Raw genomic sequence first — 26,489 nt, forward strand, 5'->3', positions numbered from 1 at the left:
GTGAAAATTAAGACTAGAACAAAGGGTATCATCTAAGTTATGCTTACGACCAATCGCTAAACTAACGGTGTGAATTGAACTAACAGTTTAAATTATATAGCCTTTCGTACTTTTTTTCCGCAATACTTAATCGCACTGCATGCTAATACGGTTGTTGAATCAATATATTTCTCCTGAATATTAAACACTTTAAAAGCAATGGGAAGTTCGGTACATCCTAACACCATCATCTCCGCATTTTTCTTTTTTAATTGATCTAAGACTTTATAAATGTTTGTCAGGTCATAAGTGGTTTGTCCTCTTTTGACCGCTAGAATGAGTTCGGCAAGATCTTGCCGGCCTTCCGAATCCGGCTTAATAACCTCAATATCATATGGAGCAAATATTTTGTCGTAAACGCCTGTGCTGTAAGTCCCTTTCGATGCCAATAAGCCTATTTTTTTGCAGGAGGGTAAGGTCGCTCTTATTTCTTTTGCGGTTTCATCGACCATATTGATAAAGTCAATCCCTATATATTTCTTAATCGCATCATAAAAGTAATGTGCAGTATTACAAGGCATGATTAAAACATCCGCGCCCATACATTCGAGTTTAATAGCCGATTGAATTAAGGCCTTTTCCGGACTTTCCCCGTCCCTGAAAATATAATTAAGCCGATCAGGAATCCCGGGGTTATTATCAATGATGATATGGATATGATCTTGGTCGATATTAGCATCTGTTAACGAGACAATTTTGTGGAAAATATCAACAGTAGCCAAGGGACCCATTCCACCTAGAATTCCTATGGTTTTACCCATGAGTTTTACCCCCTTCCCCTTTCTTTCTTATTTTTTACTTTTTTCTTTTTTCTCCTTTCTTCGTTTTTCGTCTTACGTCTTACGTCTTACATCTTTCTTCTTTTGTCTTTCCCCTTTCTCCTTAAGGAGCTCTTAAACTTGTGATAGTTTTAACTCTCACATATACTCTTATAATCATCATCCCCCTTTCATTTATTTATTGATCGATTTATTATTGATTCATTATTGACTCCTTATTGGTAAAGTTTTTTAATCATTTTTATGGACTTCAATGATAGCCCGATATCTGTTCAGGTAATTGTATACTGTAAATTTTGATACATTGAGAATTGCCGCGATGTAATCAACGGCTCCTTTAATCATAAAGGCGCCTCTTTCTTCGAGAATACCCACAAACCGGACCTTTTCGTCCATAGACATCGCCGTAGGGTGTTTTCCCACCTTGGTAATCGTTTGATTCACAAGGGACTCAATCGTCTCCTGAACCGTTGTCGCAAATGTTTCTTCTTTCTCTTCGTTATTATTTTGGTTAGGATTGATAAAATCCTGTAAGAGCGTCGTAAAGTTCAGCATCTCCGTAATATCATAGTTGATACAAAGCGTAGCAAAAACCTTATTGTGTTCATCGCGGATAAAGGTTGTTGAAGATCTCAGGATTCGTCCATCCTTTGTAATTGTTTTATAACCAATCATGTCATGGGCCGAACCGTTTTGCTGCTGCAGTGTCTTAACAACAAGATCTGTAATCGGAGCACCCACAGACCTGCCGGTAACTTCCCCTGCAATAAAGATGAGAGAGTGTTCAAGATCCCGCAGATCATGTACGACTACTTCACAACGACTGCCAAAAGTGTCCTTTATCATTTGAGCTATTCCTTTTAAATTCTCCAGAATCGCTTCTTGTGTACTCATCATGAATTTCTCCTTCACTAATCCCATCTATTTCTTATAATTATCATATAACATTTTTGTATCGTTTACAACAATATTTTTGTAGCCATTACAAAAATATTTGAAACACCTAGACTTGACCAACTTATCACTTAAGGGGAAAAGCTAGACTAACGCTGGCGGGTACCCTAACGCTAGCGGGTCTTTTGCATCAATATCCCGGCATACATAGCTTGAGGGGCTGTTGCACGATGCAACAGCCCCTCAAAGTCAGCTGAAATTTAAAGTTGTCTTGGCCCACAGTCCTGCCGTTTAAGCAATTTTCCCGTACCTGGTGCAGCCGTAATTTTACCATCATCAAACACGACCTTACCGCGAACAAGGGTCTTTTCGATACTGCCTTTCCCTTTTAGACCGACAAAGGCGGATATTTTATTGACATAGAATAGGGATTCCGGAGTGATCTCCCACTCTTTCTCGGGGTCTAAGATCACAATATCCGCATCATAGCCGGGAGCGAGCACTCCTTTGCGCGGGAATAAATTAAAGGCTTGAGCCGGTCCATATGACAGCACCTGAGCAAGAAGTTTAGGGCTTAATTTTCTTTGATTCACCGCGGCATCAAACATAACCTGGAAGGTGGACTGAATCCCGCTGAGCCCTCCCCAGGATTTCCAGATATCGCCCGAATCTACAGCCTTCTCCTCAAGAGTGCAGGGTGAATGGTCGGAGGCTACGCAGCTTAAAGTTCCATCTAAGACATATTCCCAAAGGGCTTCTTGGTCCTCTTGTCTCCTTAGAGGCGGCGCACACTTAAAAATAGGACCGTTGTTGAGGAAATCGTCCTCATTAAAAACGAGGTAATGTGAACAGGTTTCCCCTGAGATCTTTACCCCTTCCGCTTTAGCTTCACGGATAAGTTGAGCTACTTCCGGATGGCTGACATGGCAAATATGCACCCGTGCACCGGTTTCTTTTGCCAAGCAAATAACGTTTTCCACAGAAATCATTTCCGCACTGACCGGTCGCGCATCAAGGAAATCTCGAATCGTACGGCGGTTCTCCTGAATCGCCTTATTTTCTTCATATTTAATAATCGAATAATCTTCACAATGGAAGCCGAACACGATATCGCGGGGAACAACCTCCCGCATCGCATGCCGCATAATACCTGAGGTTACGCTGGTATAATCCGGGGAACAGGGTCCGATAAAAGCCTTATAACCCACCGCTCCGGCTTCATACAAACCCACAAGCTCCTTAACATTATTATCAATGAGTCCGCCCCAAAATGCATAATCGACAATTCCTTTATCCTTGAGCAGTTCTTCTTTGCGATTAAAAAGGGCAGCCGTTGTCAGTGCCGGCTCATTTTGCATGGGCATATCGATGAAAGTTGTAATACCGCCGGCTGCCGCAGCCTGTGTGCCGTGAACATAATCTTCGCGCCAATTGTAGCCGGGATCATTTAAATGGGCATGGGTATCGATTCCACCGGGGAAAACGTATTTACCTTGAGCATCAATGACTTCCTTGCCCTCAATCTCTGTTTCCGCGGAAGTGATCGCTGCTATCTTACCATTCTGAATCGCGATATTTCCGGCAGAAACATTTTCATGGGTAACTATCAGTCCGTTACGAATGACCAAATCATACATTTTTGTCCCTCCCAAAAGCCACTAATTTAGATTGATCTGATATGTTTTTAAAGTTGAATTGTTCTGTTAATTTAGATTATACCCCTTGCCTTTCCCTTAATCTTTAGCAAATATGGATAAGGATTAACCCCTCAATTTAGAAAAAGGCCAGGGTCTGTCGCAAAACCTATAGTCGTATAGTTTTGGGTCTTTTACAATAGTCCATGATTATGGGCGCATGAAAAAGGGACTGTTTTGCGACAGCCCCTGTGGTTCACGTTTATCTATTATAATGCGACGTCTCGGTTGCAATCCTTAGAGTAAATATAGGTAAAGTTTGTTCTTCCCACACCATAGGCAGCTTGCGCTACATAGGGGCCGAACCAGACAAAATCGTCTTTTTTAATCATGGACCAGTTATCATCTAAGAGATAACAGCCTTCGCCTTCTAAAATGTAAGCGCCATGCTCTTGGACATGCGTTTCCACGAAGGGATGACATCCGCCGGGGGCAAATGAAAGGATATGCATATTCATGTCAAAATTGACATCCACCGGCAGCAGATCCTTAACAAAGACATTTTCCATATCATCATAAATTTTGTATTCAATATCATTGGTATTTCCATAATAGACATAGGGCTGCATTCCCTCGCAGGGAACGTAGACTTGTTTGTATAAAAGAACCTTCATCGGCTTATCAGAGGTGTTTTTGAATTCCAGACCGACACCGGCAGGGGCATAGATATAGGCGCCGTCTGTTACCTTATAATCTTTTCCGGCAACGGTGTAAACTCCTTCCCCTTCGATACAGTAAATAAAGGTTTCAATATTGGGCTGGTTGCCAAAAACCTTTGTTGTTCCGCCGTTCTTTTCGGCAGTAATGACATACTGAACAAAACTTGCTCCCATCTTCGGTGAAGCGACAATACTGATCCTGCACCCTTCAATCCCGGGAACAACATTGTTCACCAGACCTGTTTCCGGCAAAACTGCATAATTGCCATGCTTCACTACTGCCCTTGTTGATAAGATGTCACTTGGATAACCCATTAAACCCACCCTTTCATTCATTATCGTTATTATTGTTGTTTTTGTTGGGTATAGAGGATCACTGCTATATATTCCAGATCACAGTCTCCAATATTTTCGATCGCGTGGTAATCTCCGTCTTTGCATCCGGTCATATCGCCGGGGCCTAAAATCTGCTCATTGCCGTTATCATTGACGCGCGCTTTGCCCTTTAAGATGTAATAGGTTTCAAAATCGCCGTCATGACGGTGCTTACCAATGGATCCGCCCACAGGAATGATGCTGACACCAAAGAGCCTCCCTGTCCCATAGTTATCCTCATTCTCCAGGATATTAATAATCTTTACGGTTTCTTTTCCGCCTTTTAAGTTGGGGCTGTATTCAACCCTCAACTCATCTGCCCTTTTTATCATTGAATCATCCTCCTCTTTGAATCATTCTTATAAACCATACGTGCGGTCGACCACTTTATTTGCAACTTCATTTTAACTCATGTATATTTATATTGCAATCTATTAATTTGCAATCAGAAAGGCATGATATGACTATGGAAAAGCTCTATTCCTCATATATTCCCGAAAATTTGCTGTTATTGAGACGCATCCTAATGCTATCCCAAACGGAATTTATCAATAAATATCTGACCGATGAACTCAATCAACCTCTGCTCAGCATTTCCAAACTATCCACTCTGGAAAAAAAGGAATGCAATGACAGCGAGTATTATGCGTCAGTGATTGCTCAGAAATTTGCCGTCGACGCAAAACTGTTTCAGCTTCCACCCGACGATTTTGCGAAGAATATTGATCTATTCATCCATCACCAAAATACATCTCAGAATAATACCTTAAAAGATATAGCTCCTCTTGTCAAAAAAACAAGCCAGGTAGAGATACTCGTCAATATCATCAGTGACTACCTGGTTGACCGGATCATCACAGGTGAATTGAAGCCCGGTGATAAAATTCCCTCAGACCGGGATCTTTCCGCCTTGTTTAACGTCGGCCGCACCTCCATCCGCGAAGCTTTAAAGGTATTAAGCGTCCTAGGGCTGATCAATATTCTTCCCGGACAAGGCACGTTTATTGCATCGCAAAGTTCTGAGTTTTTCCTGACCCCTCTTTCTTGGTCCTTCCTCATCGGCGAAAAGAATTTAGAGCATTTAATTTCGGTGCGAAATGTCCTGGAAATCGAATCTGCTCGACTTGCCGCTTTAAACGCTACAAAAGAGGACTTAGAAATTCTTAAGGATATCTTCGAACAATCCAAAAAAGCCTATACGCAAAGCAACTATCAGCTTTTTCTTGATTCAGACCTCGATTTCCATCTAACCATCGCTCAGTGCTCCCATAATCCCATTCTTTATAATTTACTGCTGACCTCCCGCAAACTAATCAAGCACATCAGTCAAAGCGGAATGCTGAATTTAGATGATTTAAGCGCGGTCTATCAAGAGCATACACGTATTTATCTGAGTATCACCCAGCAAAACTCCGCTGAAGCAGTCTCATCCATGCGTCATCATTTAGAAAATGCGCATCGCCGATATCATTTGTAAAGGGATGTAAAGGAAATCGATACTCCGATCGCGAATATAAAAGAATCTTGGCTCTTTACGGCTTCATCAATCGAAACATTATCAATCTCAATCGAACTATAGCAGCGGGGTGAACTTTTTGAAACGCAATGAATCGAAACGCAATGAAAATGTAATTGTCTGGACCTTTTTTTCTATTGCTTTAATCGGAACATATATGTTCCTCCTCCAGCAGCCAAATGAGGCCCTTTCCTCAAGAGCTTATTTAATCAGTGCTTTTGTCGCTATCAGCCTGACCTTTTTACTCGACCGCTATCTTAAAAACCGTAAAGCTAAAGCGGAAAAAGAAGCCGCAGCGAAGAAGTCGCATTCGAAGAAGGATTCGAAAAAATCGGCTTCCGCGAACTCCGGAACAGGTTCCGAATCCAAACGAAGTAAAAATGCGAAACGCAAAAAGAAGAATAAGAAGTAACCCACGAGAACTATAAACATGAGAACCACAACCACGAGAACTATATTAAACAAAAACTATATTAACGAAAAAAGAGATTTGACTAAGCTTCCTAAAGCGAGTCAAATCTCTTTTTAATTTCTTTTGAATCCCCTTAACTTAATCGTTCTTGAAGATTTTTTCTTAATATATCGTTAGGAAGCCTGACCCTAGAACAGATGGCAAGCTACCCAGTGGTCGGGGGCTACTTCTTTTAAGGCCGGTGCATTTGCTTTGCATTGCTCCATTCGTTTGAAACAGCGCGAGCAGAAACGGCAGCCTGAGGGCGGATCAATCGGACTGGGTACATCACCCTCCAGGATGATCCGCTCCTTTTTCTTTTCCGGGTTAATGATGGGAATAGCCGAAAGTAAAGCTTGGGTATAGGGATGAAGGGGGTTAGCATAAAGGTCCCTTTTCGCAGCAATTTCTACCAGCTTGCCCAGATACATTACACCCACACGATCGCTGATGTGTTTAACAACATTTAAGCCATGGGCGATAAACAAGTAGGTCAAACCAAACTCGTCCTTTAAATCATCGAGCAGGTTTAAAACCTGAGCTTGAATCGACACATCAAGAGCGGAAACAGGTTCATCACAGACGATAAGCTTAGGCTGCACGGCAAGGGCACGGGCAATACCCACACGCTGCCTCTGACCGCCGGAAAACTCATGAGGATAGCGGTTACGTTGATGCTGCGCCAAACCAACGCAATTCAACAGATAGATAACCCGCTCTTCCACTTTATCCCTCGGCAGAAGATTATTGATCAAGATCGGCTCAGCAATAATGTCGCCAATCGTCATTCTCGGGTTTAAAGAAGCATAAGGGTCCTGAAAAATCATCTGAATATCCTTGCAATACGCGCGGCGCTGCTTTTCCTTAAGCCCCGTTATTTCCAGTCCCTCGAAGAAGATCTTGCCGTGGGTCGGCTGGTAAAGATTAACCAAGATTTTACCGAAGGTGGTTTTACCGCAACCGGACTCACCCACAAGACCAAAAGCCTCTCCTTTATTAATGGTTAAGGAAACATCATCGACTGCCTTTAAAAAGGAAACCGGCTTGCCGAGCATATTCGTTTCAACGGTGAAATATTTGGAAAGGTTTTGAATGTCCATCAATACTTCGCTCATTTTGCCTTCAATTCCCCTTTCTTGACATCATCATATAAAAAGCAGCGAACCTTATGACCGCAGATCTCCTTAAGCTCCGGTGTTTCTTTCGTGCAGCGATCCATACAGCGGTCACAGCGATCGGAAAAAGAACACCCCGGCGGCATATTCAAGGGGTTCGGTACCATGCCTTTAATCATATATAACCGTTCGTCTTTATCATTATCGATTTGAGGAATTGACTTTAACAACCCAACTGTGTAGGGATGCAAGGGATTTTTGAACAAGCTCTTGACATCTGCTTCCTCAACAATTTTACCGCAGTACATTACGATAACACGGTCCGCAGCCTCGGAAACAACACCCAGATCGTGAGTGATGAGCAAAACAGCCATGTTGAACTTTTCTCTCATATGATAAAGCAGATCGAGAATCTGCGCCTGGATCGTCACATCAAGGGCTGTTGTCGGTTCATCGGCAATCAATAATTCTGGATCACAGGAAAGAGCCATAGCAATCATAACCCGCTGGCGCATGCCGCCGCTCATCTGATGAGGATAGTCATTGGCACGCTCGGCAGGAGAAGGTATGCCTACCGTTTCCAGCATCTTGACGGTGCGCTCCAAGGCCTCTTTTTTAGATATCGTCATATGGGTTAGGATGTTTTCCATGATCTGATCCTTAATACGGTATACCGGATCAAGAGACGTCATCGGCTCCTGAAAAATCATGGAAATCATATTTCCCCTGATTTCCTGCAGTTCTTTTTGGCTCATTTTATTCAAATCCTGGGATTTAAATAAAATCTCTCCCCCGGCAATCCTCCCCGGACTCTGCAGCAGCCCCATAATGGAAAGAGAAGTCACGCTTTTTCCCGAGCCGGATTCGCCGACAATCGCCAGAATTTCACCTTTATCGATGGCGAAGCTAACATCATCGACCGCTTTAACTGTACCATGTTTCAGTTTAAATTCCGTTTGTAAGTTCTTCACTTCCAACAACATCTTGTTCACCACCTCCTATTTTACCCTAGATTTCGGATCAAACGCATCTCGGAGCCCGTCACCAAGCAGATTAAACGCCAAAACCGTAATGGTGATCGCAATGCCGGGAAAAATCAAGGTGTAGGAAGCCGTGAAAATAAACCCTCTTGCACGCCCCAGCATATCACCCCATTCGGCAAAGGGCGGCTGAACACCCAAACCTAAGAAACCCAGGGCTGCAGTATCGAGCACAGCCGTTGATATACCCAGCGTAGCCCGAACAACAATTTGGGAAACAACATTAGGTAAAATATGCCGGAAAATAATCCGGCGGTCAGAATTCCCGATAACCTTAGCCGCCTGAACATAATCATTTTCTTTAACAGACAGAATACTGCCCCGTACGATACGGGCATACTCCGGAATGGACACAATCCCAATAGCGATAATGGCTTTGTCCAAACCTTTGCCCAGCGCTGCCATAAAGGCAATTGCCAGCAAAATAGAGGGAATAGCCAGCATCATATCCATGATCCGCATGATGATCATATCCGTTTTACCGCCGCGATACCCCGCGATGGCCCCTAACACAACACCAACGGAAAGCGAGATTGATACCGCAGCAAGGCCCACAAACAACGAAATCTTTGTTCCGTCAAGAACCCGGCTGAACATATCCCTGCCCAGCTGGTCTGTTCCAAACCAGTGTTCCGCGTTTGGAGGAATGAAGCTTTGCGTCATATTTGAATAATTCGGGTCGTAGGGCAAGATCTGTTTTCCCAGTAGCTCGCTCACCCAGACTAATACTGCTATCAGCACAAGAATACCTATGATGACCAGACCAACGACAGCCGCCTTATTCAGCCTCAGTGTTTCCCACATCACTTTCAGCTGGGATTCCGGTTTTTCCACGTATTCGGCAGCCTGTACCTGATTTCCATCTGTTGTTGCTAAATTATTTTTCTTCATACAAGCTACACCTCCTACTTACCATATTTAATACGTGGATCGAGGAACGCATAGATTAAGTCGACCACTAAATTAATCAAGACAAAAACCGTGGCAACCAGTAAAATAACCCCTTGGACAACCGGGAAATCGGACTTGAGAATACATTGCACCGTATACGCGCCAATCCCCGGCCAGGAGAACACCGTCTCTGTCAGAACGGCACCGCCGAGCAGGCTTCCCAACTGCAGACCGATAACCGTCACGATAGGAATCATGCCATTACGAAAAGCATGCCTGCGAATGACTTTGCCCTCAGAAATCCCCTTCGCCCTCGCCGTACGAATGTAATCCTGCTGCAGAGTGTCGAGCATACTTGAACGCGTCATTCGGGCAATAATAGCCATAGAATACATGGCCAAAGCAACAGAAGGCAGCAGTAAATGCTTCAAAGCATCAACAAAGGCATTCATATCTCCTGTGACCAAGCTGTCAATCAAGTAAAAACCCGTAACCGCTGCCGGCTGGAGCATCGGATCGATTCTACCGCTTGAAGGAAGCAGATGCAATGTTCCCGAAAAAAGAATAATTAACAAAATTCCAAGCCAAAAGATAGGCATTGAAACTCCGATCAAGGCAAGAAACATACCTGCATTATCAAAAATGGTGTTCTTTTTAACCGCGGAAATAACACCGATAATCACACCAAAAACTGCGGCGATAATTATTGCACACAGAGCAAGCTCAATCGTCGCCGGGAACCGAGCCATAATCTCATTAGTAACGGGGGTCTTTGTAAAGTAGGATGTTCCTAAATCACCGGTTACTGCCCCTGTAATAAAATGAATATATTGCATATAAATCGGGTCATTAAGTCCGTTTGCCTCCCGCCACGCCTCAGTAGCTTCTACCGTTGCATGCTGGCCTAAAACAATCGGTGCGGGGTCCGGAGAAAATACGTGCATAATGAGAAAGACAATGATGGAAACTCCAATCAGAACGGGAATTAACATCAAAATCCGTTTAATGATGTATTTTAGCATGAGCAACACCTTTCAGATCGTGTACAAGTGACTTACTGCGGGATACAAAGCAAAACCGGGAACCGGATTAAAAATCCGGTTCTCGGTAAACTGCAAACAATATTCAGGTCAATCGTTATTTTTTAGATACTCCGGCAAAAGGAGTAACACCTGTCATATGATAAGTGAAGTTTTGGACGTTCGCCCGATATGCACAAAGTGTTTCGGCATGGGAAATTGGGAGCCAAACCGCTTCTTTAGCAGCCATTTTTTCTAAGTTGGTGTAAATCTGATTGCGCTCATTTCCGGCAGGAGTTGATTTTCCTTTTAGGAATAATTGGTTAAATTCAGCGTTATTATAACGAGCAACATTCATGGTCGGGTCTTTATGAGCTAACAATTCCATAAAGTTATCCGGGTCCCCATTATCTCCGATCCAACCGTAGAAGCAGATGTCATAATCGCCAGCTTTTACTTTCTCTTTATAAGTAGTCCAGTCATAGGAATCAATTGTGGCAGTAATCCCGACTTTGGAAAAATACCCTTGAATAGCTTCAGCTAAAGCCTGTCCATTCGCAGAGTTATAAGGTCTTGGGTTGGTATAAGTAATGACATGGACCTTAGTCAATCCGGCATTTTTTAAGGTTTGAGCCGCAGCCTCGGGATTGTAAGAAACTTGGGCAACGCCCTTATCATAACCTTCCATGAAGGTCGGTAAAATAGAAGTAGCAGGCTCAGCATATCCTTGATATAAGCTTTTTACCATTTCCGGAACATTAATAGATTGAGAAACAGCAACCCGAAGTTTAGCATCATTAAAAGGCGCCTTGGACGTGTTGTAAGCCATATAATTGATGTTCATACCGGGAGCCTGAAAGATCTTGTTGCCGGCACTTGTAATTTGGTCAACTACAGTTGCATCAATACCGTCGATCATATCCGCTTCACCGTTATTTAGAGCAACAACACGTGCTGAGTTGTCTTTGATGAATTTGAAGATGACATTCTTAGTCAGGGCCTTATCACCCCAGTATTCGTCATTGCGGACTAAAACAATGTTTTGATCCTTTTCCCATTTAACAAACTTATAAGGACCTGTTCCAACCGGTGTTTGGTTAACATTATTATTATTTTCTTTTAAAGCTTTCGGGCTAATCATGGGTGCGCTCATAACCATTGCCAGGTTATTGAGGAAAGGCGTGTTGGGTTCTTTCAAATTGATCTTAACCGTGTTTTGATCGACTACTTCAACATTTTTGACCGCACCATAAACAAAAGAAGCATAGGCCATATCTTCCGTCACCTGCGGAGGGATCTGACGATCAACATTATACTTTACTGCCTCTGCGTTAAAGTCAGTGCCATCATGAAATTTAACACCCTCTTGGAGATGGAAAGTATAAGACAGTCCGTCAGGACTCACATCCCAGCTTTTGGCCAGGGAAGGTTCAACTTTAGTTGAATCCTTGTTGTACTTTAAGAGTCCTTCATAAATGTTGATCATGACCTTGGCTGACTCGCCATCATCTACCATTGCCGGATCCAATCCTCTCGGCTCGGCTCCCTGTGCATAGATCAAGGTATCATTGGCCTTAGATGCGGTGCCGCTGCCGGCATCTTTGCTGCTGCCACAACCGGTTAAAACGAGACTGCCGGCTAAAACAAAGCTCAGTGCTAGAGCAGCAAATTTTTTCCCCTTTTTCATTCTCTTTTCCCCTTCTTTTCTTATGTAGACTTTTTCTAAGTCCAATAGTACCATTTCGCGAAATTCTGTCAATAACTATTTATCCCTTAAGTCTTAATAATCTCAATTAACTGAAAGTATACTGTATGCACAAATACAAAACCCCTAGAAGGCGCATCCTTCGAGGGGTTTTCCCGAACAGCTAGCTTAATCGTTCCTGAAGTTCTTTCCTTAATATATCGTCCGGAAAATAACGGCCCGGGCATTCGGTTGCTGCCCCCGAGACCTCCCGATGCAACTCAATATCCTCTGGTTTTAAGTGAAAGGCAGCCATCAAAGACGAGATTTTATCGATCAGACCGTTCATCTGAGCTTCCGGGACCTCCTCGAGCTGACTGAAATCCCCGACAAGACAGATTCCGATTCCGATAAAGTTGCGATGTCCGACGTTACAATGCGCTCCCGGTCGATAAAGCGGCCTTCCGTCTTCACAGCGCCCATCCGGCAGGATAATAAAATGATATCCTATATCACTCCAGCCCTTCGTCAGATGCCATTCCCTGATCATGGCTGCATTCACGGGTACGATCTCTTTCCCCCGACGAACGTTAATCGGGCTGGCCGAATGGTGAACAACGATTTTTTGCCAATCCATTATTTATCTCTCCTCATCCTGTGCCGTTAGGCTATATTTTGGTATATACGGCTTCAGCAAAAGTCTCCGCCGGAGACTTTCGTACCTCCAGGACGGCTATGGCTTTGGCCAGATTGGTGATGCTCGTAGAGAGTTCATTTAGTTTCCCTTCGATCCGTACTAAAAGATAAGCACTGACCACGATGGGAAACCCGAAGTTCCCGACCATCTTCAAGATCTCCTCCATGCCTTAACCTCCCTTCTCTCTTCAACTTTATACTCTGACCCAGCCTTTGATGTGCTAAGTCAAGTCCCATATTTTCATTCGTACAGTGATATCGTTTCAGCATAGCTGAAAGATCGGAGATTCAGGTTAGAGCCGGGGTAAAGGAAGGCGCTTAAGCTAACCTCCACACCTCCCTTTTCAGACATTCCCTTCTTACCCTATATGGCTTCTTCTCTTACATCCTCTTCTCACCCCGTGCGGTTTTTCCTACTTTCTCTTCTCTCCCCGTACGGCTTTCCTTATCTCAGAGCGTTAGGCGACCGGACTATCGTAAAGATCATCTGTCGTAGTATCGATAACCTTAATATCACGTTTCGCCGCCCAAGCTCCACCACCGCCGGTAAAAATGTTCTTGGCAATGATCAGATCCATAGCCGCTTCAATTTCAGCCGCGGTGATCCCTTCTTTGGGTTCGGGCAAAGTGAGGCTGACCGCTCCCCCCAGAGCATTTGTAAAGGTCATTCTTAAGACTTTTTTGCTAGTTGTTGCCATTTTTAACTCCTCCTTTCTTACGGATTCTTTTCTTACGGATTTCTCTCTTTAAGCTTTAACTTCTAGGCTTAACCTCAGCCGGAGGCAAAACGCTCAAAGAAGGATTATGCACCTTGATCCACGAGTTCGAAACGATTGTCGCGGCGCACTGCAGTCAACGGATACTGCTGCAAGGCATAAAGCGCATTGGCGACTTCAAAGACATCTTGGTCCGAAGCTCCCACTAAGACATTCGGGAAGCTTCGCTGACGAAGGATAGGAGCCCCTAATTCATTGAGACCCACCTGATAGGTCACGACCAAGACAGAGTCTTTAGCACTGGATATTACGGCCATCTTCAACACCTCCTTTGCTTTAACTTGAACACTGTTCTCAGACAAAAAGCAGCCGGGCCTGCCGACTGCTTTTTTACAAGGGATATTCACGGTCTCCGGGCAGGAAGAGTTCGTGAACGAGTTCCCCTGCCCGAGAACATTTGTTCTGTTTATAGTTTATCCAACACGGTACAACCTGTCAACAGGTTGACTCACGATCGGTTATGAAATTACACTTTAGAATCTAGCAAACGGGTTCACTCGGCTTCCTTCTCCTTCTCCAACAAAGACTGCCAGGAAGTACCCACAGCCTCAGCAATCCGCATCGCCCAAGAGGGATTGAGCTCCCGCCGCCCACGTTCCAAATCACTGATGATTGTCGGTGAAATTCGAGTACGTTGGGCCAGCTCTTTCTGAGTTGCAATCCCTGCTTGCAAGCGCATGATCCTTATCCTATTTCCCTTGTTTCCATGATAAACTGCTCTGCTTTCCATCTTATTCGCTCCTCTCTAAACTTCAGAAACAAGTGCGATAGTTCCGCCGGAACTATCGGGAGTCAAAACTCCACCTAAACTAAGTTTCCTCTACCTTTATAGATAAACCGCTTTCCACAACTCATTATATAATGTTCTCTATATACGAACAACAGTTCAGATCTGCTCGACATTTTATTGGTTATATCACCCTATTTTTCATCATGCTTCGACAGAGAAAAGCAGCCGAGCTTTTCCCGACTGCTTATTTGCCATTACCCCCGGAAGAAGGAAGGTAAATGTTGGGAGATTATTGACGGAGTACCCTATATACAAGCAGCACCCTCACCGGCTCATTAACTAATATCCGGTGAATTATACAGGCAGTTGGCAAACTATTTAATAGAAGTATCCATATCTCCTGATCTCGCAGTGGACTTAAAACCTATATTTGAAGGCATTTAGACGATAACCCCCTGTCTCCGGTATTCTGAAATAAACAAAGAATACTAGACAGGGGGTTATCTTAATTTAAAATCCGCATCAAATCATAATTTCTATATTTTTTATTTCTTTTGACCGTTTCATCCGTATAAAGCAAACCGGCTTCAGATAATGTGTTTAGCCCCTTTCTTGCCGTCGCGGGGGATATCTTTAAATTCTCTGCTACTCTAGTCGCAGTTGTCACGGGATCAGAAAAAGAGTATAACCAGATTTTTCGTTCTGATTCAAGATTACATTTCTTGAGTCCGAAAGTTGCTAAGTTTTCCGCTTCTTTTAATTTGCTTAATAACGAATCTGCCATTCTACCACATGATATAACAAAAAATCTAATCCAAGAGTACCAATCGGGATTATCTCCCCTTACTCCATTTAATAGATCATAATAGCGTGCACGTTCTTTCTCAAGCTCTTCGCTGACAAAGAAAACCGGTACATCCACAAGCTCTTCTTTTATAGCAATCAGGGCTATGAGAATTCTCCCGAGTCTACCGTTTCCATCTAAAAAAGGATGAATTGATTCAAATTGTGCATGAACAATGGCCGCTTTAATAATTGGATCACATTCCTCATCAAAGACAAATCCATCTGTTTTATTAAACTTTCTAAAACTACTATGGGGAGTGCTATTGATAAAAAACTCCAGATTCTCCATATAAGCATCGATTTCATGAGCACCAACGGGGATATATACGGCATCCTCAATTCTATTATTTGGCCCAATAAAATTCTGTATCTTTCTGAACTCTCCTGCGGATGAACATGAACCCCGGGCACGTTCCATTAATGTAGAATGCATTTTTTTAATCATTCTTGTACTAATCGGATAGCCATTTTTAATATAATCAGTTCCGAAGTGTAATGCTTTATGATAATTTATAACCTCGATTTTCTCCCAACTCGGATTTTCTTCTCCCCTATCTTCTAACATATCTGAAAAGGTGACTTGCGTACCCTCAATTCTTGTAGACTGAACAGACTCTTTTAATGAGAAGGTACTTACAATAGCGTCATTCACGATTGAATGATTAAATTCGCTTTTCATTCTTCCAATTTTTTTATTGACTCCGGCTAATAACCGAAATATCTCTAAAGCTTTATCATTTGGCATGGCAATCGGTAATTTTGCTATACCCTTCTTTGGCATTCTATCCCCTTCTCTAAATAAGTTATATGGACAATTTTACTTAAGTTCTGCTCTAAAGTCAATTTCCTATAATATCTTACTTAATATAGTATACCAAATAAATCCATAACTTATTACATAAATAGTTATAAGTAATAGAGAAAAGCAGCCGGGCTTTTCCCGACTGCTTTCACTTTAAGAAATTTTTCTGCTGGGATAAATCAACTCGGCCCGGATGGAGTTAAAGTTTCACCCGGAGCCGAGTTTCCTTTAACGTTTTCTGGGATAGGAAGTCGTTTCATTAACCACTAACCCCGTTTGTACCAAAGGTTTCCTGCACTTAGAGAAGGTCAAAGCAAAGAAAGAGGTTAAAACAGCCATTCCCGCCAACACCGCCAGCGTCATGCTCATATCCGCAAACCCCCAGTCCTTGAGTGTAACTAAGCGAAAACCGTTAGCCATCCAGGTGTAGGGCATCGATTGAGCAATCTTGTTTAAAACCTCCGGTATATGTGTACTCGGCCACGTATACCCGGAAATAACAAACAGCGGAACCGACATAATCATAAGGTAACGCGTAATCTGCAGCGAATTGGGAGCATAGAGCGAAATTACAAACCCTAACGATACAATAATTATATTAAAGAGTAGCCCCAACAATAAAATCAAGGCCACTGAGCCACCGATTTTAACGTCGATAAAGCGGGCCGAAAACCATAACAGCAAGCCATAATTAAAGAAGTTGGCTATGAAATAGGGAATCGCCTTGCCCACAAAAATCTTCCAAGAGGGGACGGCCGTACTGACAAACTGAATCCAAGAATTCTGTTCCTTTTCCCGTGTGACTGTCAAGCTGATGCTCATAAAGCCAACCTGGTGCAGGATCATCACGACTAATCCCATAAAGATAAACGTAGTATAGCTAAAGGTCGGATTATACCAAACCTGCATACTAAAGGAAACGGTGTCCATGACGTTTGTGATCTCTTTCTTTGTCATACCCAATCCGCCAAGATAGGCAGCGGTCTGCCCGGCGCTGAAGGTATTGAGCACTTGCTGTAAATATTTGCGTGAATTTAAGCCGTAAATCATATTCGAGCCGTCATATACCGTTAAAATCTCCGTCAGCTGATGCTGGGATAACTTTTGGGAATAGTCCTCCGGAATCACAACCCCCGCTCGAATTGCTCCGTTTTTCATTCCGGCCTCTAAGCCGGCATAATCATTCACTTCGGGAATGACTTTGAAATTAGGCGTGTTTTCAAAGGTTGAGACGATTTCACGGCTTTCGACGGAATGATCCAGATCAACAATCCCAAGCGGCACATGCTGCAGCGTACCGGCGATATAAATTATCCCAAACAACACCGCATAAAAAAGAGGCACAATAAAAACAATCAATAAGAGAATCTTATCTCTGAGAATATGAGCAATTTCATAATGGGCAATATTAAGAATCTGTCTCATGTCAATCACCACCTATCGAAAAGCCTTTTCACGCAAACGCGCAGCCAAAGCAGCCAAACTATAGAAGAGAACAGCCATCAACCCAAGTATTAAAAGGTAGTGACTGATAAATTCCCACCCCGGATTTTTAAAGCTCAAATAGTTGATTCCTTGAAAGAACCACGTCTGAGGAAGAATCCAGGCTATAGGCTGAAACCATTGCGGCATTGCCTCCAAGGGCCAGGTAAAACCGGAAATCACAAAAGAAGGCAGAGCAACGACCATTCCAAACCTAGAAGCATTAATCGCATTACTGAAAATACTGGACATCAGCGTGCCTAAACTATGCAGCGCGACCGCAAAGGCAAACGTAAATAACAGCAGCATAGACCAGCTGCTGGCCAAAGGCAGCTTAAATACCACGAAGGCAAAAAAATAAATGGGTAAAACGATGAGCATAATAACGAAAATATGAACAAGCGACTTGTTAAAGAAAAGCTTTAAGCGAGAAATTCCGGAAGCTTTAATCTGTATCCAGCTGCCAAAACCCTTTTCACCGACGACGTTCATGCAGGAGGCCAAAGTCGAGAACTGCTGCCACATATTCAAAGCAAAGGCCAGAACGAGAAAATATGCGTAATTCAGCGTGGGATTAAACCAGGCTTCCTCACGAAATTCAATCGATTGATAGGCCTCTTTGGCCTGATCCGGTTCAATTCCCTGAGCAATCAAGGTCTTAATTCCGGCTTCAGCACCCAGCGTTCGCGTAACCGTCAGCACTGCAGTGGTCGCATTTGTTGCATAGGCCATGTTTGTGCCGTCAATCATCACGGCTATCTTGGTCTGACGCCGTAAATCAACGTCTTTACCATAATTCTCGGGAATGACAATCCCGACAATGGCATCGCCCTTATGAATCAACTTTTCCAGCTCATCATATGTCTCGGGATAGGCAACAACCTTTAAATCCTTGGCATTTTCCAGGCCCATCACTACTTGCCGGCTAGCACTGCTGTGGTCTAAGTCCACAATCGCCGTAGGAATATCTCCGACCCGTTGATAACTGTAAACCCCGGCAAACAGAAGCAATCCAAGCAGAGGACCAAACAACATGATATTGCGCATACCCTTGTCCCGCCACATATAGAATAATTCACGCTTCATAATGGCTAAAGATTGTTTAATCATGATGGTAACCACTCTATTCTGTATATAATTCTTCTTGCTTTTTCCATTCAGCCAGGGCAGTTTCCGATGTATAGATTATCATCTTCATATTTTCCAGCCAGCCCACTCGAGTCATATAGTGACTCATCGCGATATTGCTGAAGGCACAAACGAGTGTTCCTCCATCAGCCAAGTATTGCTTCAGTTCTTTTATGATAAGTCTGCGCGAATATAGATCAATGTCTTTAATAACCTCATCGACAATGAGAAGTTTTGGCTGATTGACCAGAGCACAAGCCAGCGCAAGGCGCTGATAAGTACCTATGGTATCTAAAACCGTGATCGGCTCCTTAAGCAATTCCCGGAGTTCAAAACGCTCAATCATCTCTTCTATATTCTTCCGCGGGGCGTTTTTCAAAGCGGCGATAAAGTCCAGATTTTCATAAACCGACATATCTAGAAACAGGCTGCGCTCCTGAGTTAACAGACCAAGATCGCGCTTGTACTTTTCTGATTTACGGATATTTGTACCCAGGATTTCAACCTCTCCCGAGGTAAAACGGTCTACACCCGCTAAAATGTGCACAAGCGTTGTCTTACCGGTTCCGCGGGTTCCAAACACCCCGAAACATTCACCTGGCATAACCTCAAAGGATAAATCGTTAAGAAAGGTTTTGCGGCCCATTTTCTGAACTAAATGATCGACCCGGATAATCGGCTCCATCCCTACTCTTCCCCCTCTATGATCTTAACCCGGGCTGTCATCCCCGTCTTTAAAAACAAGTCTGAATTCGGCACATCTATTTTGACTTTAAAACTCCGGATATCATGATCATACTGATCATTGATTGCCTTCTTAACTGCGAATTCACCCGCACCGTTGATTAAGACGACTTTGCCCTTGAAAACCTGATCAGGAAATGCATCCACTTTAATTTCCGCCTCCTGATCTAATTTGACACGCCCGATTTTATCTTCACTGATGTAGATGTTCACAAAAGTATGTTCCAAATCCGTAATTTCGAAAACCGGTGTACCTGCGTTAAGCAATTCTCCATTTTGAAGGTATTGCTGGGTAATAAAACCGGACATGGGAGCCATTAAATGGGTGTTGTTAAGATAGGCTTGAGCCGTTTGGACAGAGCCGTCGGCCTGCTTGACCTGTCCTTGTGCCGCCTGATATTTGGACTCTGCTACCTGCACATTCGCCCGTGCGGACAATGCCTGATCCAGACCGGCCTTAGCTTCTTCTAACTTTTTCTGGGCTAAATCATAACCATTGGTCGCATCATCGAGTGACTTTTGGGGAACCGCCCCGCTCTTAAATAATTCTGTAACCCGATCAAATGTTAATTTGGCATCCTTAACCCCGATTTCTGCCTGAGCGACTTTAGCCTGGGTCTGGGCAATCGTACCTTCCACTTGCTGACTGGTCAGCGGCACCGCCTGATTAGCTTGATCGGCCTGCCCTATTGCCGCCTCATAAGCCCCTTGCGCCGTCAGAACTTGCGAAGCAATCTCATGATCTTCCAAGGAAGCGATTTCCTGCCCGCTCGCGACTTGACTTCCCTCAGCGACAAGGATATTCGCCAATTTCCCGGGAACCTTGAAGGAAGCCATGGCTGTTGTCGCTTCAATCGTTCCTGTGGCTGTCAAGCTCTGCTGTTCATTAGCCAAAGCTGCATGGTTCTTGTAAAAATAATTATTAAAAATGAGTAGAGCGGCAACGATAAGTCCTATAAGGAAAATAAGCGTTCCGGTTTTCTTAATATTTACCTTGGCTAAAGCATTCATGATACGGTTACCTCCTGATGACTAAATATTCCATCAAAAATTAAATCGAGAATATGCTGCAAGCGTATTTCAAGCATCCGTGCGGAAAGCAAATCTTCATTCCAGAGCGGTTGAACAATCTCCCGCCGATTAAAATACGCCAAACATAAAGCTTGAATACTGAGCAGTACCTGTCGGAAATCGGTATTCGGCCGAATAAATTTCTGTTTAATCCCATCCTTGATGATATCTCCAAACTCCAACTCCACCAAATCAAAAAACTGAGGAATAATTTTCCCGATGAAACGCCCCCCGCTCAGCGCCTCCCAACTCGTCAGCCGCACAAACGAATCATTTTCAGCTAAAAAGTAGAAGTATGCCCTTATTGCCCGCGTCACATTTTCTTTCGGATTATCTCCTAACTTAAAGGCCTTTTTGCCTAACACAAAAATCTTACTGTAGTTGTAACTAAGAACTTCTGCATAAAGTTCCTCCTTGCTGCCAAAATAGTGGTAAATCATTCGCTTATTGATACCTGCCTGTTCAGCAATCTCATCAACCCGTGCACCGTCAGGCCCCTTTTCGGCGAAAATTTTGGTGGCTGAAACTAATATTCGGGCACGACTGACTTCAGAACGCTGACCCCGACCATCTCCTTTTAAAGAAGATCGTTTTTCAGTTTCATCCATTACATTCCCCCCTAAGTTAATAGCTTTAATGGTTTAACTAAAAATAACATCGAGGTAAATAACTAGTTAGTTACTTACTTCAATGTTATTAATTTAATATCTTTTTGCTGCTTTTGTCAAGAGATATCTATCGGAAATCGGAAGAAGGATTACCTCTCCAGACAATCTTACACGCCACCCAAAATGATGCTATAATAGACCATATAAAAATCACATATATGCTGGGTTTAAAAAGGAGTAACCTTATGATTAAATTATTCACCGTGACTTCAACATTGGAAAAATTTATGGGAAAAGAAAACGTAAATATTGTATGGCTGTATAAAGACAGGAATCAACCCATTGCCCCTTATGACCAAATCATTGAGGATTATGACCCTAACATCGAAAATAAGTTTAACGGAGAGTTAGCCGTTAATGAAATGTTTACCTTGGAAGAAGCCGAAGAATTAGCAACTTTTTTACGAGATGAGCAAAAAATGAACCTTAAAGTTATAGAAATGGATCTACCCATTGATAAAGATAGGGTGCCATTAACGACCCTCCCCATGGGACCTCAAAATGGACAAGTTCCTGTAGAATTTGAAGGATTGCCATTTGAAGTCTATTTTCATTTTGATTTAAGAGAAAAAGCATAAAACAAAAGGAGATCCGCTCCCCCGTAAGCACAAACTTGATATCAGAAATATATTATCGTATAATATATTTAGAAATTGCGTATAAATATAAACCGGGATGCTCAAACATCCCGGCTGTACAACCGACCGCAGTGAGCGGCACTTATCTAAAGAGCAATAGCTCCCTTGGCGGGGGATGGGCTACTTGCTCTTTTCCGTTCCTTTGACTATTATCACAGCTAAAGTAGCTAGTGAAATTGCCACCATCAAAGCTTCAAATACAGTCATAAGCCTCACCTCCTTTCAGTTGATTGGAGGATTGGCCGCCCACCCAGCCCTTTTGAGTTGTACAAAGCGATTATACTATAAATTTCTATTATTTTGGTCATTTTATTATTGTTCAAAGAAACCTGGCCACTCCTATGAGCGACCAGGTTTCTCTAATCTTGTCGAGCCTTTGTTATTTAGCGCGTGCATAGCCCTTGCGGTTTAGAGATATTAGGGCAGCGAAAAAAGCAACGGATGCCCCGACGTAGAGAACGGTGTGATAAGATGTCATGAAGGCTGTAGTCTGTTGAAGAGCATCGGGATTTGGGATGCCTTTAAGAAGAGCCGCTTGCCGATTCTCGAATAAGGTTACAGACAAAGCAATCCCAACGACCATGCCGACATTCCGAACGAGGGCGTTGATTCCTCCTGCGACACCAAGCTTGGGTTTGGGTACAGAGCTCATGACACTGCTGTTATTCGGGGATTGAAATAACCCAGAACCTAGGCCCATCAGAATGGGGCCGGGAACAACTTGTAAAGCAGTTGAAGTAGAGGTTAAGGTAGACAGGTATAAAAGGCCAAGGGATATGAGCGTCAAGCCCGTTGTGGTTAGGGCTATGGGACCGATTCGATCAGAAACACGGCCGCTTATTGGCGCGGTAATCGCCATTATTAGGGGGAAGGCCGTCATAAGGAGACCTACCTTAGAAGGAGAGAAATTAAGGATATGCTGTAGGTAAAACGGCATCAGCATAATATTTGAAAAAATAGCAGTGAACGAAAGAAATCCCGAGAGATTTCCGATAAGGAAAGGGCGGTTTTTAAATAAAGTAAGATCAATCATCGGATGGTTGACACGATTTTCGGTGACAAAAAAGCTAACTAATAAGGTTATTCCTACAAAGAGACTAATTAAGACCGGAAAAGAGCCCCAACCCCAATCTTGTCCATTATTTAAGGCAAGGAGGATTAAGATCATACCGGTTGAGAAGAAAACCGCACCAAAAGTATCAAAGGTTTCCGTCCCTTTGTGGGGTTGATCCGGCGGGAGGATGATTTGTGCAGCCCAATATCCAATGATTCCGATAGGAAGGTTGATAAAGAAGATAGAGCGCCAACTCGCGATTCCAAGGAGCAATCCGCCGATTGCCGGACCGAAAAGACTTCCCAGGGCGACGACAGTTCCGGTGAGTCCGAGTGCACGTCCCCGTTCATACGGAGGAAACGTAGCCGTAATAATTGCTGAACTGTTTGCCATAAGCATGGAGGCCCCAATGGCTTGAACAACACGCATTCCCACGAGGAACCAGATATTATTGGCAAGCCCACACAGAAAAGAACCAAGAGTAAAGATGAGAAAACCAAGTGAAAAGATTTTTTTCCGTCCGATAAGGTCGGCAATTCGACCAAATATGGGAAGTAAACTTGAGATTACAAGGAGATAAGCCGTTACAACCCATTGGATGACCGATAAATCCGTATGTAGGGTTTTTGAAATTGTCGGTAATGCGACATTGACAATGCTCGAATCCAAAGTTGACATGAAAGTCCCTATGGATACATTCGCGAAAATAAACCAACGGTAGCGTGGTGAATTCTTCAGCTTTGATAAAAACGAATTAGGATTGGGATTAGGATTTGGACTCATAAAGTTCCTCCTGTTTTGCGCTTTGTTTCTAATGGGTATTGCTTCAATATTATAATTTAACATATAAATTTGGGTTATGCTATATTCGTTTTTACATAGCTGTATAAAAAACCTTGTATAAAAAACTAGACCCGATTTTCAGCCATTGAAAATAGGGTTTAATGCGATGGTACGTGACGTGCAATATGGTTGATGGTATAATATGGATAGCGCAATTTGTTCGGGAGGTTTACGATGGAAAAAACGAGGACTATTGATTTAGATAAGAAGCTTATTCAAAACATACAGAGAATCGGTCAAAAATATGATATCGAACAAATACTCCTTTTTGGATCTCGGGCAAGAGGGAATAATAAGCCCAAAAGCGACATAGACTTAGCCGTTTTTCCATTACCGGGTTTTAGTAACAGAGGGCGGTTAAGCAGCGATCTTGATGACATTGACACACTCTTAAAACTAGACGTTGTTTTTATCGATAAACAAATCGATCCTATATTATTGGAGAATATAGAGAGAGAAGGGGTTATCTTATATGAGCGATCCAAAACAAAAAATCAATAACTTTCAAAACGCTTTAGCCAGGCTTAATGAAGGTATTGCTCAATATAATGAAGCTGATGAGCTGGCAGGAGATGGTCTCATCCGACGTTTTGAGTTTACCTTTGAGCTCGCATGGAAAACTTTGAAGGTAATTTTTGAAGATGAGGGTTTGACAGGATTAAATTCTCCTAAGTCAGTGCTACGCGAAGCTTTTGCAGCCGATCTTATACAGGATGAAGAACTATGGCTCACAATGCTCAGTGATCGGAACTCAACTGTACATATCTATAGCCAGCAATTGGCAAAAGAAATATGTCATAATATCCAAGAAAAATATGTCTTTGCACTTGAGGAGTTGCTGAAAGGAATCAGAACAAGATATTTTAATTTCAAATAATAACCCTAAAAACCTCGAAGAAAATTTTTTCTCCGAGGTTTTTTACGGCAAACATCAATGCTTCGTACGTTGGGGAGGTTGACCGAATGGGAAACCTCCCCTCCTATAATAGAGAGGTCTAAACCGTAAATTTACTAATGATATTTTGGAGTTCTTGAGCCATTGTGGCTAAACTTTGGGTTGATGATGCAATCTGCTCTATCGAAGCTGTTTGTTCTTCTACTCCGGCAGATACCGTTTGAGCATGGGATGCTGTCTCCTTGCTCGTAATATCAATTTGTTCAGCCGAAGTTAATATCTGTTGACTGCCACTCGATATTTCTTGAATTGTAGCCGATATTTCTTCCATTTGTGCCGAAATATTTTCGATGAGTTTAGCAATTTCACTGAATGACTGCCCAGCGACATTAACGACTTCAATACCTTCAGCTACATTTTTGACCTCTTCTTCCATCGCCTTCACTGCCAAGCCGATGTTATTATCGTTTTGGTTAATGAGAGCCGCAATTTGTGTTGTCGCTTCACGGGATTGTTCCGCAAGTTTTCGGACCTCATCAGCAACAACAGCAAACCCTCTGCCATGTTCCCCAGCCCTTGCGGCTTCAATTGCCGCATTAAGAGCGAGTAAATTGGTCTGGTCTGCAATCCCGGTTATGAACTGTATTATATTTCCGATCTTATCAGAACTCGTTGAAAGCTCAGTTATTCTATGTTGGACGGTCTCTGTTCCTTCACTAATACTATTCATCTGTTGGACAACTCTATCCAAAGCTTGTTGTCCGGCTTGAGTCGTTGTCAACGTCTTAGTCATGGATTCAGCAATCTCGCTGCTACTGGCGGCGGCTTCCTGGGTTCCCGCGGATATTTGTTCTATGGCAGACGAAGTTTCATCAATGGCATGCGCTTCTTTTTCAGTTCCCTGAGCTACACTTTCTATAGCTGCTGCGATTTGATTTGATACTTGGGTACTTTCTTCAGTAATAGCACTTAGCTCTTCAGATGAAGCGGCCACTTGTTCAGAAGACTCAGTAACATGCTTAACGAGTGTGTGCAGATGTTCCTTCATGATATTGAAACTCTTTGCTAACTGTCCTATTTCATCTTGACCTTTGATCATGATATCTTCACCTGATAAATCTCCATTAGCGACTTGTTCAACGCTTGCCAGAACTTTCTTAATCGAATTGGCAATCAAATTAGCCATCAAATACCCGAGAATAAGACCTAATAGAGTGTCTGCGACGGAGAAGGCGATGATTATTCTATTCGCCCTTGCATTATCTGCATCATTTTGGGAATTAGCAACATCTGCTTGTTTTACAGTGAAATTAGTAAGGTCATCCAAGGTTACATTTATAGCGTCAAGATGGGCCTGGGCATTATTCGTAAAATAATCATAAGCCCCTTTTGTGTCACCTTGATTAGCCATATCCATCGCTTTTTGTCGGTCTGTCCTATATGTAGTCAATTCTTTATCGATCTGCGACACTTTTTCTTTTTCATAGGGGTCAGTCGCTAATTTTACATAAGATTTATAACTTTTGTCTAAATTATCTGACCCTGTTTTCATCTCGTTTTGCAGTTTCTGTTGTATCACTTTATCTTGAGTTAAAAGATAATGAAAAAAGGCTGACTCGCCGGCTCTTGATTGTGCCTGAACATCATTTATGTACTCCACTGACATTAAGGAACCCGAATACATAGCCGTCATTTCCGTATTAGCTTTTAAATTGTAATAATAGCCCACAAATCCAACTGTTCCTATGAATATAGCCATCAGCACAACGAGAGATAAAATCTTTGTCCTTATCTTCCAATTTCTAATCCCATTCATTTAAGTGTAGCGAACTGAGTTCTTTGGCGGTAATGTGCCCATTGCCAATTTCATTTAATTATTAACTTTAGATTCACCGCCTTCAGCGGTTATTCTTTTTCTCGCAAATCTTTGCCGATGGCGGCAATCTTAATTCTAACCAAT

28 protein-coding genes are annotated in these 26,489 nt (G+C 42.9%); 5 read left to right on the top strand and 23 right to left on the bottom strand.

The features are described from left to right. Positions 1 to 92: 92 nt before the first annotated feature. The 5 genes from VB077_RS01875 to VB077_RS01895 all read right to left on the bottom strand — a co-directional run bounded on the left by VB077_RS01875 (position 93) and on the right by VB077_RS01895 (position 4,772). The gene (locus VB077_RS01875) at positions 93 to 800 is read right to left on the bottom strand and encodes an aspartate/glutamate racemase family protein (RefSeq protein ID WP_323413511.1); all 708 of its coding nucleotides are present in this window, start codon (positions 798 to 800) and stop codon (positions 93 to 95) included. A gap of 249 nt (positions 801 to 1,049) precedes the next feature. Next, on the bottom strand, positions 1,050 to 1,712 hold the full coding sequence (locus tag VB077_RS01880) for a helix-turn-helix transcriptional regulator (RefSeq protein WP_323413512.1): 663 nt from the start codon (positions 1,710 to 1,712) through the stop codon (positions 1,050 to 1,052). Positions 1,713 to 1,972: 260 nt separating this feature from the next. Next, the gene (allB, locus tag VB077_RS01885; RefSeq protein WP_323413513.1) at positions 1,973 to 3,349 is read right to left on the bottom strand and encodes an allantoinase AllB; all 1,377 of its coding nucleotides are present in this window, start codon (positions 3,347 to 3,349) and stop codon (positions 1,973 to 1,975) included. Positions 3,350 to 3,615: 266 nt separating this feature from the next. Further along, the gene (gene allE, locus VB077_RS01890; protein ID WP_323413514.1) at positions 3,616 to 4,380 is read right to left on the bottom strand and encodes a (S)-ureidoglycine aminohydrolase; all 765 of its coding nucleotides are present in this window, start codon (positions 4,378 to 4,380) and stop codon (positions 3,616 to 3,618) included. A gap of 29 nt (positions 4,381 to 4,409) precedes the next feature. Then, complete coding sequence (locus tag VB077_RS01895; protein ID WP_323413515.1) at positions 4,410 to 4,772, bottom strand: cupin domain-containing protein; 363 nt, start codon at positions 4,770 to 4,772, stop codon at positions 4,410 to 4,412. A 128-nt stretch (positions 4,773 to 4,900) separates the two neighbouring features. Here VB077_RS01895 and VB077_RS01900 point away from each other — a divergent pair, with 128 nt between their 5' ends. Both VB077_RS01900 and VB077_RS01905 read left to right on the top strand, forming a co-directional pair. Further along, entirely contained in the window at positions 4,901 to 5,917 is a 1,017-nt protein-coding gene (locus tag VB077_RS01900) for a FadR/GntR family transcriptional regulator (RefSeq protein ID WP_323413516.1), read from the top strand. Between the two features lie 118 nt (positions 5,918 to 6,035). Further along, entirely contained in the window at positions 6,036 to 6,368 is a 333-nt protein-coding gene (locus VB077_RS01905; protein WP_323413517.1) for a hypothetical protein, read from the top strand. 188 nt (positions 6,369 to 6,556) lie between these two features. Here VB077_RS01905 and VB077_RS01910 read toward each other — a convergent pair whose 3' ends face one another. From VB077_RS01910 to VB077_RS01985, 16 genes are all read right to left on the bottom strand, one after another. Then, positions 6,557 to 7,522, bottom strand: coding sequence for an oligopeptide/dipeptide ABC transporter ATP-binding protein (locus VB077_RS01910; RefSeq protein ID WP_323413518.1), 966 nt, complete (start codon positions 7,520 to 7,522; stop codon positions 6,557 to 6,559). Then, a complete protein-coding gene (locus tag VB077_RS01915; RefSeq protein WP_323413519.1) occupies positions 7,519 to 8,505 on the bottom strand; it encodes an ABC transporter ATP-binding protein in 987 nt (328 codons plus the stop codon). Before VB077_RS01915 ends, VB077_RS01910 begins: the two co-directional genes overlap by 4 nt. Positions 8,506 to 8,520: 15 nt before the next feature. Beyond that, positions 8,521 to 9,453, bottom strand: a complete 933-nt coding sequence (locus VB077_RS01920; protein WP_323413520.1) for an ABC transporter permease — start codon at positions 9,451 to 9,453, stop codon at positions 8,521 to 8,523. A gap of 14 nt (positions 9,454 to 9,467) precedes the next feature. Then, positions 9,468 to 10,475, bottom strand: coding sequence for an ABC transporter permease (locus VB077_RS01925; RefSeq protein ID WP_323413521.1), 1,008 nt, complete (start codon positions 10,473 to 10,475; stop codon positions 9,468 to 9,470). Between the two features lie 115 nt (positions 10,476 to 10,590). Beyond that, positions 10,591 to 12,159, bottom strand: coding sequence for an ABC transporter substrate-binding protein (locus VB077_RS01930; RefSeq protein WP_323413522.1), 1,569 nt, complete (start codon positions 12,157 to 12,159; stop codon positions 10,591 to 10,593). Positions 12,160 to 12,340: 181 nt separating this feature from the next. Continuing rightward, a complete protein-coding gene (locus VB077_RS01935; protein WP_323413523.1) occupies positions 12,341 to 12,793 on the bottom strand; it encodes a peptidoglycan recognition family protein in 453 nt (150 codons plus the stop codon). Between the two features lie 31 nt (positions 12,794 to 12,824). Continuing rightward, positions 12,825 to 13,019: a YvrJ family protein gene (locus tag VB077_RS01940; protein WP_323413524.1), complete on the bottom strand. Its 195-nt coding sequence runs from the start codon at positions 13,017 to 13,019 to the stop codon at positions 12,825 to 12,827. Positions 13,020 to 13,310: 291 nt separating this feature from the next. Then, positions 13,311 to 13,550 (bottom strand): DUF2922 domain-containing protein, encoded by a 240-nt coding sequence (locus tag VB077_RS01945; RefSeq protein WP_323413525.1) that lies wholly within the window; start codon positions 13,548 to 13,550, stop codon positions 13,311 to 13,313. A gap of 104 nt (positions 13,551 to 13,654) precedes the next feature. Continuing rightward, positions 13,655 to 13,885: a DUF1659 domain-containing protein gene (locus tag VB077_RS01950; protein WP_323413526.1), complete on the bottom strand. Its 231-nt coding sequence runs from the start codon at positions 13,883 to 13,885 to the stop codon at positions 13,655 to 13,657. A gap of 236 nt (positions 13,886 to 14,121) precedes the next feature. After that, positions 14,122 to 14,358, bottom strand: coding sequence for a helix-turn-helix transcriptional regulator (locus VB077_RS01955; protein ID WP_323413527.1), 237 nt, complete (start codon positions 14,356 to 14,358; stop codon positions 14,122 to 14,124). Positions 14,359 to 14,863: 505 nt separating this feature from the next. Next, positions 14,864 to 15,985, bottom strand: a complete 1,122-nt coding sequence (locus VB077_RS01960) for a Fic family protein (RefSeq protein WP_323413528.1) — start codon at positions 15,983 to 15,985, stop codon at positions 14,864 to 14,866. Between the two features lie 249 nt (positions 15,986 to 16,234). Next, on the bottom strand, positions 16,235 to 17,431 hold the full coding sequence (locus VB077_RS01965) for an ABC transporter permease (protein ID WP_323413529.1): 1,197 nt from the start codon (positions 17,429 to 17,431) through the stop codon (positions 16,235 to 16,237). A gap of 12 nt (positions 17,432 to 17,443) precedes the next feature. Then, positions 17,444 to 18,598, bottom strand: a complete 1,155-nt coding sequence (locus VB077_RS01970) for an ABC transporter permease (protein WP_323413530.1) — start codon at positions 18,596 to 18,598, stop codon at positions 17,444 to 17,446. A gap of 13 nt (positions 18,599 to 18,611) precedes the next feature. Continuing rightward, positions 18,612 to 19,301, bottom strand: coding sequence for an ABC transporter ATP-binding protein (locus VB077_RS01975; protein WP_323413531.1), 690 nt, complete (start codon positions 19,299 to 19,301; stop codon positions 18,612 to 18,614). Positions 19,302 to 19,303: 2 nt separating this feature from the next. Beyond that, a complete protein-coding gene (locus VB077_RS01980; protein ID WP_323413532.1) occupies positions 19,304 to 20,371 on the bottom strand; it encodes an HlyD family secretion protein in 1,068 nt (355 codons plus the stop codon). Next, positions 20,368 to 21,039, bottom strand: a complete 672-nt coding sequence (locus VB077_RS01985; protein WP_323413533.1) for a TetR/AcrR family transcriptional regulator — start codon at positions 21,037 to 21,039, stop codon at positions 20,368 to 20,370. Before VB077_RS01985 ends, VB077_RS01980 begins: the two co-directional genes overlap by 4 nt. Before the next feature lie 245 nt (positions 21,040 to 21,284). On the opposite strand from VB077_RS01985, the gene VB077_RS01990 reads away from it, so the two are divergent. Beyond that, positions 21,285 to 21,677: a hypothetical protein gene (locus VB077_RS01990; protein ID WP_323413534.1), complete on the top strand. Its 393-nt coding sequence runs from the start codon at positions 21,285 to 21,287 to the stop codon at positions 21,675 to 21,677. Positions 21,678 to 22,116: 439 nt separating this feature from the next. On the opposite strand, the gene VB077_RS01995 is transcribed toward VB077_RS01990, so the two are convergent. After that, entirely contained in the window at positions 22,117 to 23,574 is a 1,458-nt protein-coding gene (locus tag VB077_RS01995) for an MFS transporter (protein WP_323413535.1), read from the bottom strand. A 234-nt stretch (positions 23,575 to 23,808) separates the two neighbouring features. Here VB077_RS01995 and VB077_RS02000 point away from each other — a divergent pair, with 234 nt between their 5' ends. Continuing rightward, a complete protein-coding gene (locus tag VB077_RS02000; protein WP_323413536.1) occupies positions 23,809 to 24,135 on the top strand; it encodes a nucleotidyltransferase domain-containing protein in 327 nt (108 codons plus the stop codon). Further along, positions 24,107 to 24,511: a nucleotidyltransferase substrate binding protein gene (locus VB077_RS02005; protein WP_323413537.1), complete on the top strand. Its 405-nt coding sequence runs from the start codon at positions 24,107 to 24,109 to the stop codon at positions 24,509 to 24,511. Before VB077_RS02000 ends, VB077_RS02005 begins: the two co-directional genes overlap by 29 nt. A gap of 118 nt (positions 24,512 to 24,629) precedes the next feature. On the opposite strand, the gene VB077_RS02010 is transcribed toward VB077_RS02005, so the two are convergent. Beyond that, positions 24,630 to 26,345, bottom strand: coding sequence for a HAMP domain-containing methyl-accepting chemotaxis protein (locus VB077_RS02010; RefSeq protein ID WP_323413538.1), 1,716 nt, complete (start codon positions 26,343 to 26,345; stop codon positions 24,630 to 24,632). Positions 26,346 to 26,489 lie beyond the last annotated feature (144 nt).

Source organism: Desulfitobacterium sp. (assembly GCF_034927245.1).
Classification (GTDB): Bacteria; Bacillota; Desulfitobacteriia; order Desulfitobacteriales; family Desulfitobacteriaceae; genus Desulfitobacterium_A.

Coding starts and splice junctions, on each gene's coding strand:
- VB077_RS01875 (WP_323413511.1), bottom strand. CDS start 800: ATGGGTAAAACCATAGGAATTCTAGGTGGAATGGGTCCCTTGGCTACT.
- VB077_RS01880 (WP_323413512.1), bottom strand. CDS start 1,712: ATGAGTACACAAGAAGCGATTCTGGAGAATTTAAAAGGAATAGCTCAA.
- allB (WP_323413513.1), bottom strand. CDS start 3,349: ATGTATGATTTGGTCATTCGTAACGGACTGATAGTTACCCATGAAAAT.
- allE (WP_323413514.1), bottom strand. CDS start 4,380: ATGGGTTATCCAAGTGACATCTTATCAACAAGGGCAGTAGTGAAGCAT.
- VB077_RS01895 (WP_323413515.1), bottom strand. CDS start 4,772: ATGATAAAAAGGGCAGATGAGTTGAGGGTTGAATACAGCCCCAACTTA.
- VB077_RS01900 (WP_323413516.1), top strand. CDS start 4,901: ATGACTATGGAAAAGCTCTATTCCTCATATATTCCCGAAAATTTGCTG.
- VB077_RS01910 (WP_323413518.1), bottom strand. CDS start 7,522: ATGAGCGAAGTATTGATGGACATTCAAAACCTTTCCAAATATTTCACC.
- VB077_RS01915 (WP_323413519.1), bottom strand. CDS start 8,505: ATGTTGTTGGAAGTGAAGAACTTACAAACGGAATTTAAACTGAAACAT.
- VB077_RS01920 (WP_323413520.1), bottom strand. CDS start 9,453: ATGAAGAAAAATAATTTAGCAACAACAGATGGAAATCAGGTACAGGCT.
- VB077_RS01925 (WP_323413521.1), bottom strand. CDS start 10,475: ATGCTAAAATACATCATTAAACGGATTTTGATGTTAATTCCCGTTCTG.
- VB077_RS01930 (WP_323413522.1), bottom strand. CDS start 12,159: ATGAAAAAGGGGAAAAAATTTGCTGCTCTAGCACTGAGCTTTGTTTTA.
- VB077_RS01935 (WP_323413523.1), bottom strand. CDS start 12,793: ATGGATTGGCAAAAAATCGTTGTTCACCATTCGGCCAGCCCGATTAAC.
- VB077_RS01940 (WP_323413524.1), bottom strand. CDS start 13,019: ATGGAGGAGATCTTGAAGATGGTCGGGAACTTCGGGTTTCCCATCGTG.
- VB077_RS01945 (WP_323413525.1), bottom strand. CDS start 13,550: ATGGCAACAACTAGCAAAAAAGTCTTAAGAATGACCTTTACAAATGCT.
- VB077_RS01950 (WP_323413526.1), bottom strand. CDS start 13,885: ATGGCCGTAATATCCAGTGCTAAAGACTCTGTCTTGGTCGTGACCTAT.
- VB077_RS01955 (WP_323413527.1), bottom strand. CDS start 14,358: ATGGAAAGCAGAGCAGTTTATCATGGAAACAAGGGAAATAGGATAAGG.
- VB077_RS01960 (WP_323413528.1), bottom strand. CDS start 15,985: ATGCCAAAGAAGGGTATAGCAAAATTACCGATTGCCATGCCAAATGAT.
- VB077_RS01965 (WP_323413529.1), bottom strand. CDS start 17,431: ATGAGACAGATTCTTAATATTGCCCATTATGAAATTGCTCATATTCTC.
- VB077_RS01970 (WP_323413530.1), bottom strand. CDS start 18,598: ATGATTAAACAATCTTTAGCCATTATGAAGCGTGAATTATTCTATATG.
- VB077_RS01975 (WP_323413531.1), bottom strand. CDS start 19,301: ATGGAGCCGATTATCCGGGTCGATCATTTAGTTCAGAAAATGGGCCGC.
- VB077_RS01980 (WP_323413532.1), bottom strand. CDS start 20,371: ATGAATGCTTTAGCCAAGGTAAATATTAAGAAAACCGGAACGCTTATT.
- VB077_RS01985 (WP_323413533.1), bottom strand. CDS start 21,039: ATGGATGAAACTGAAAAACGATCTTCTTTAAAAGGAGATGGTCGGGGT.
- VB077_RS01990 (WP_323413534.1), top strand. CDS start 21,285: ATGATTAAATTATTCACCGTGACTTCAACATTGGAAAAATTTATGGGA.
- VB077_RS01995 (WP_323413535.1), bottom strand. CDS start 23,574: ATGAGTCCAAATCCTAATCCCAATCCTAATTCGTTTTTATCAAAGCTG.
- VB077_RS02000 (WP_323413536.1), top strand. CDS start 23,809: ATGGAAAAAACGAGGACTATTGATTTAGATAAGAAGCTTATTCAAAAC.
- VB077_RS02005 (WP_323413537.1), top strand. CDS start 24,107: ATGAGCGATCCAAAACAAAAAATCAATAACTTTCAAAACGCTTTAGCC.
- VB077_RS02010 (WP_323413538.1), bottom strand. CDS start 26,345: ATGAATGGGATTAGAAATTGGAAGATAAGGACAAAGATTTTATCTCTC.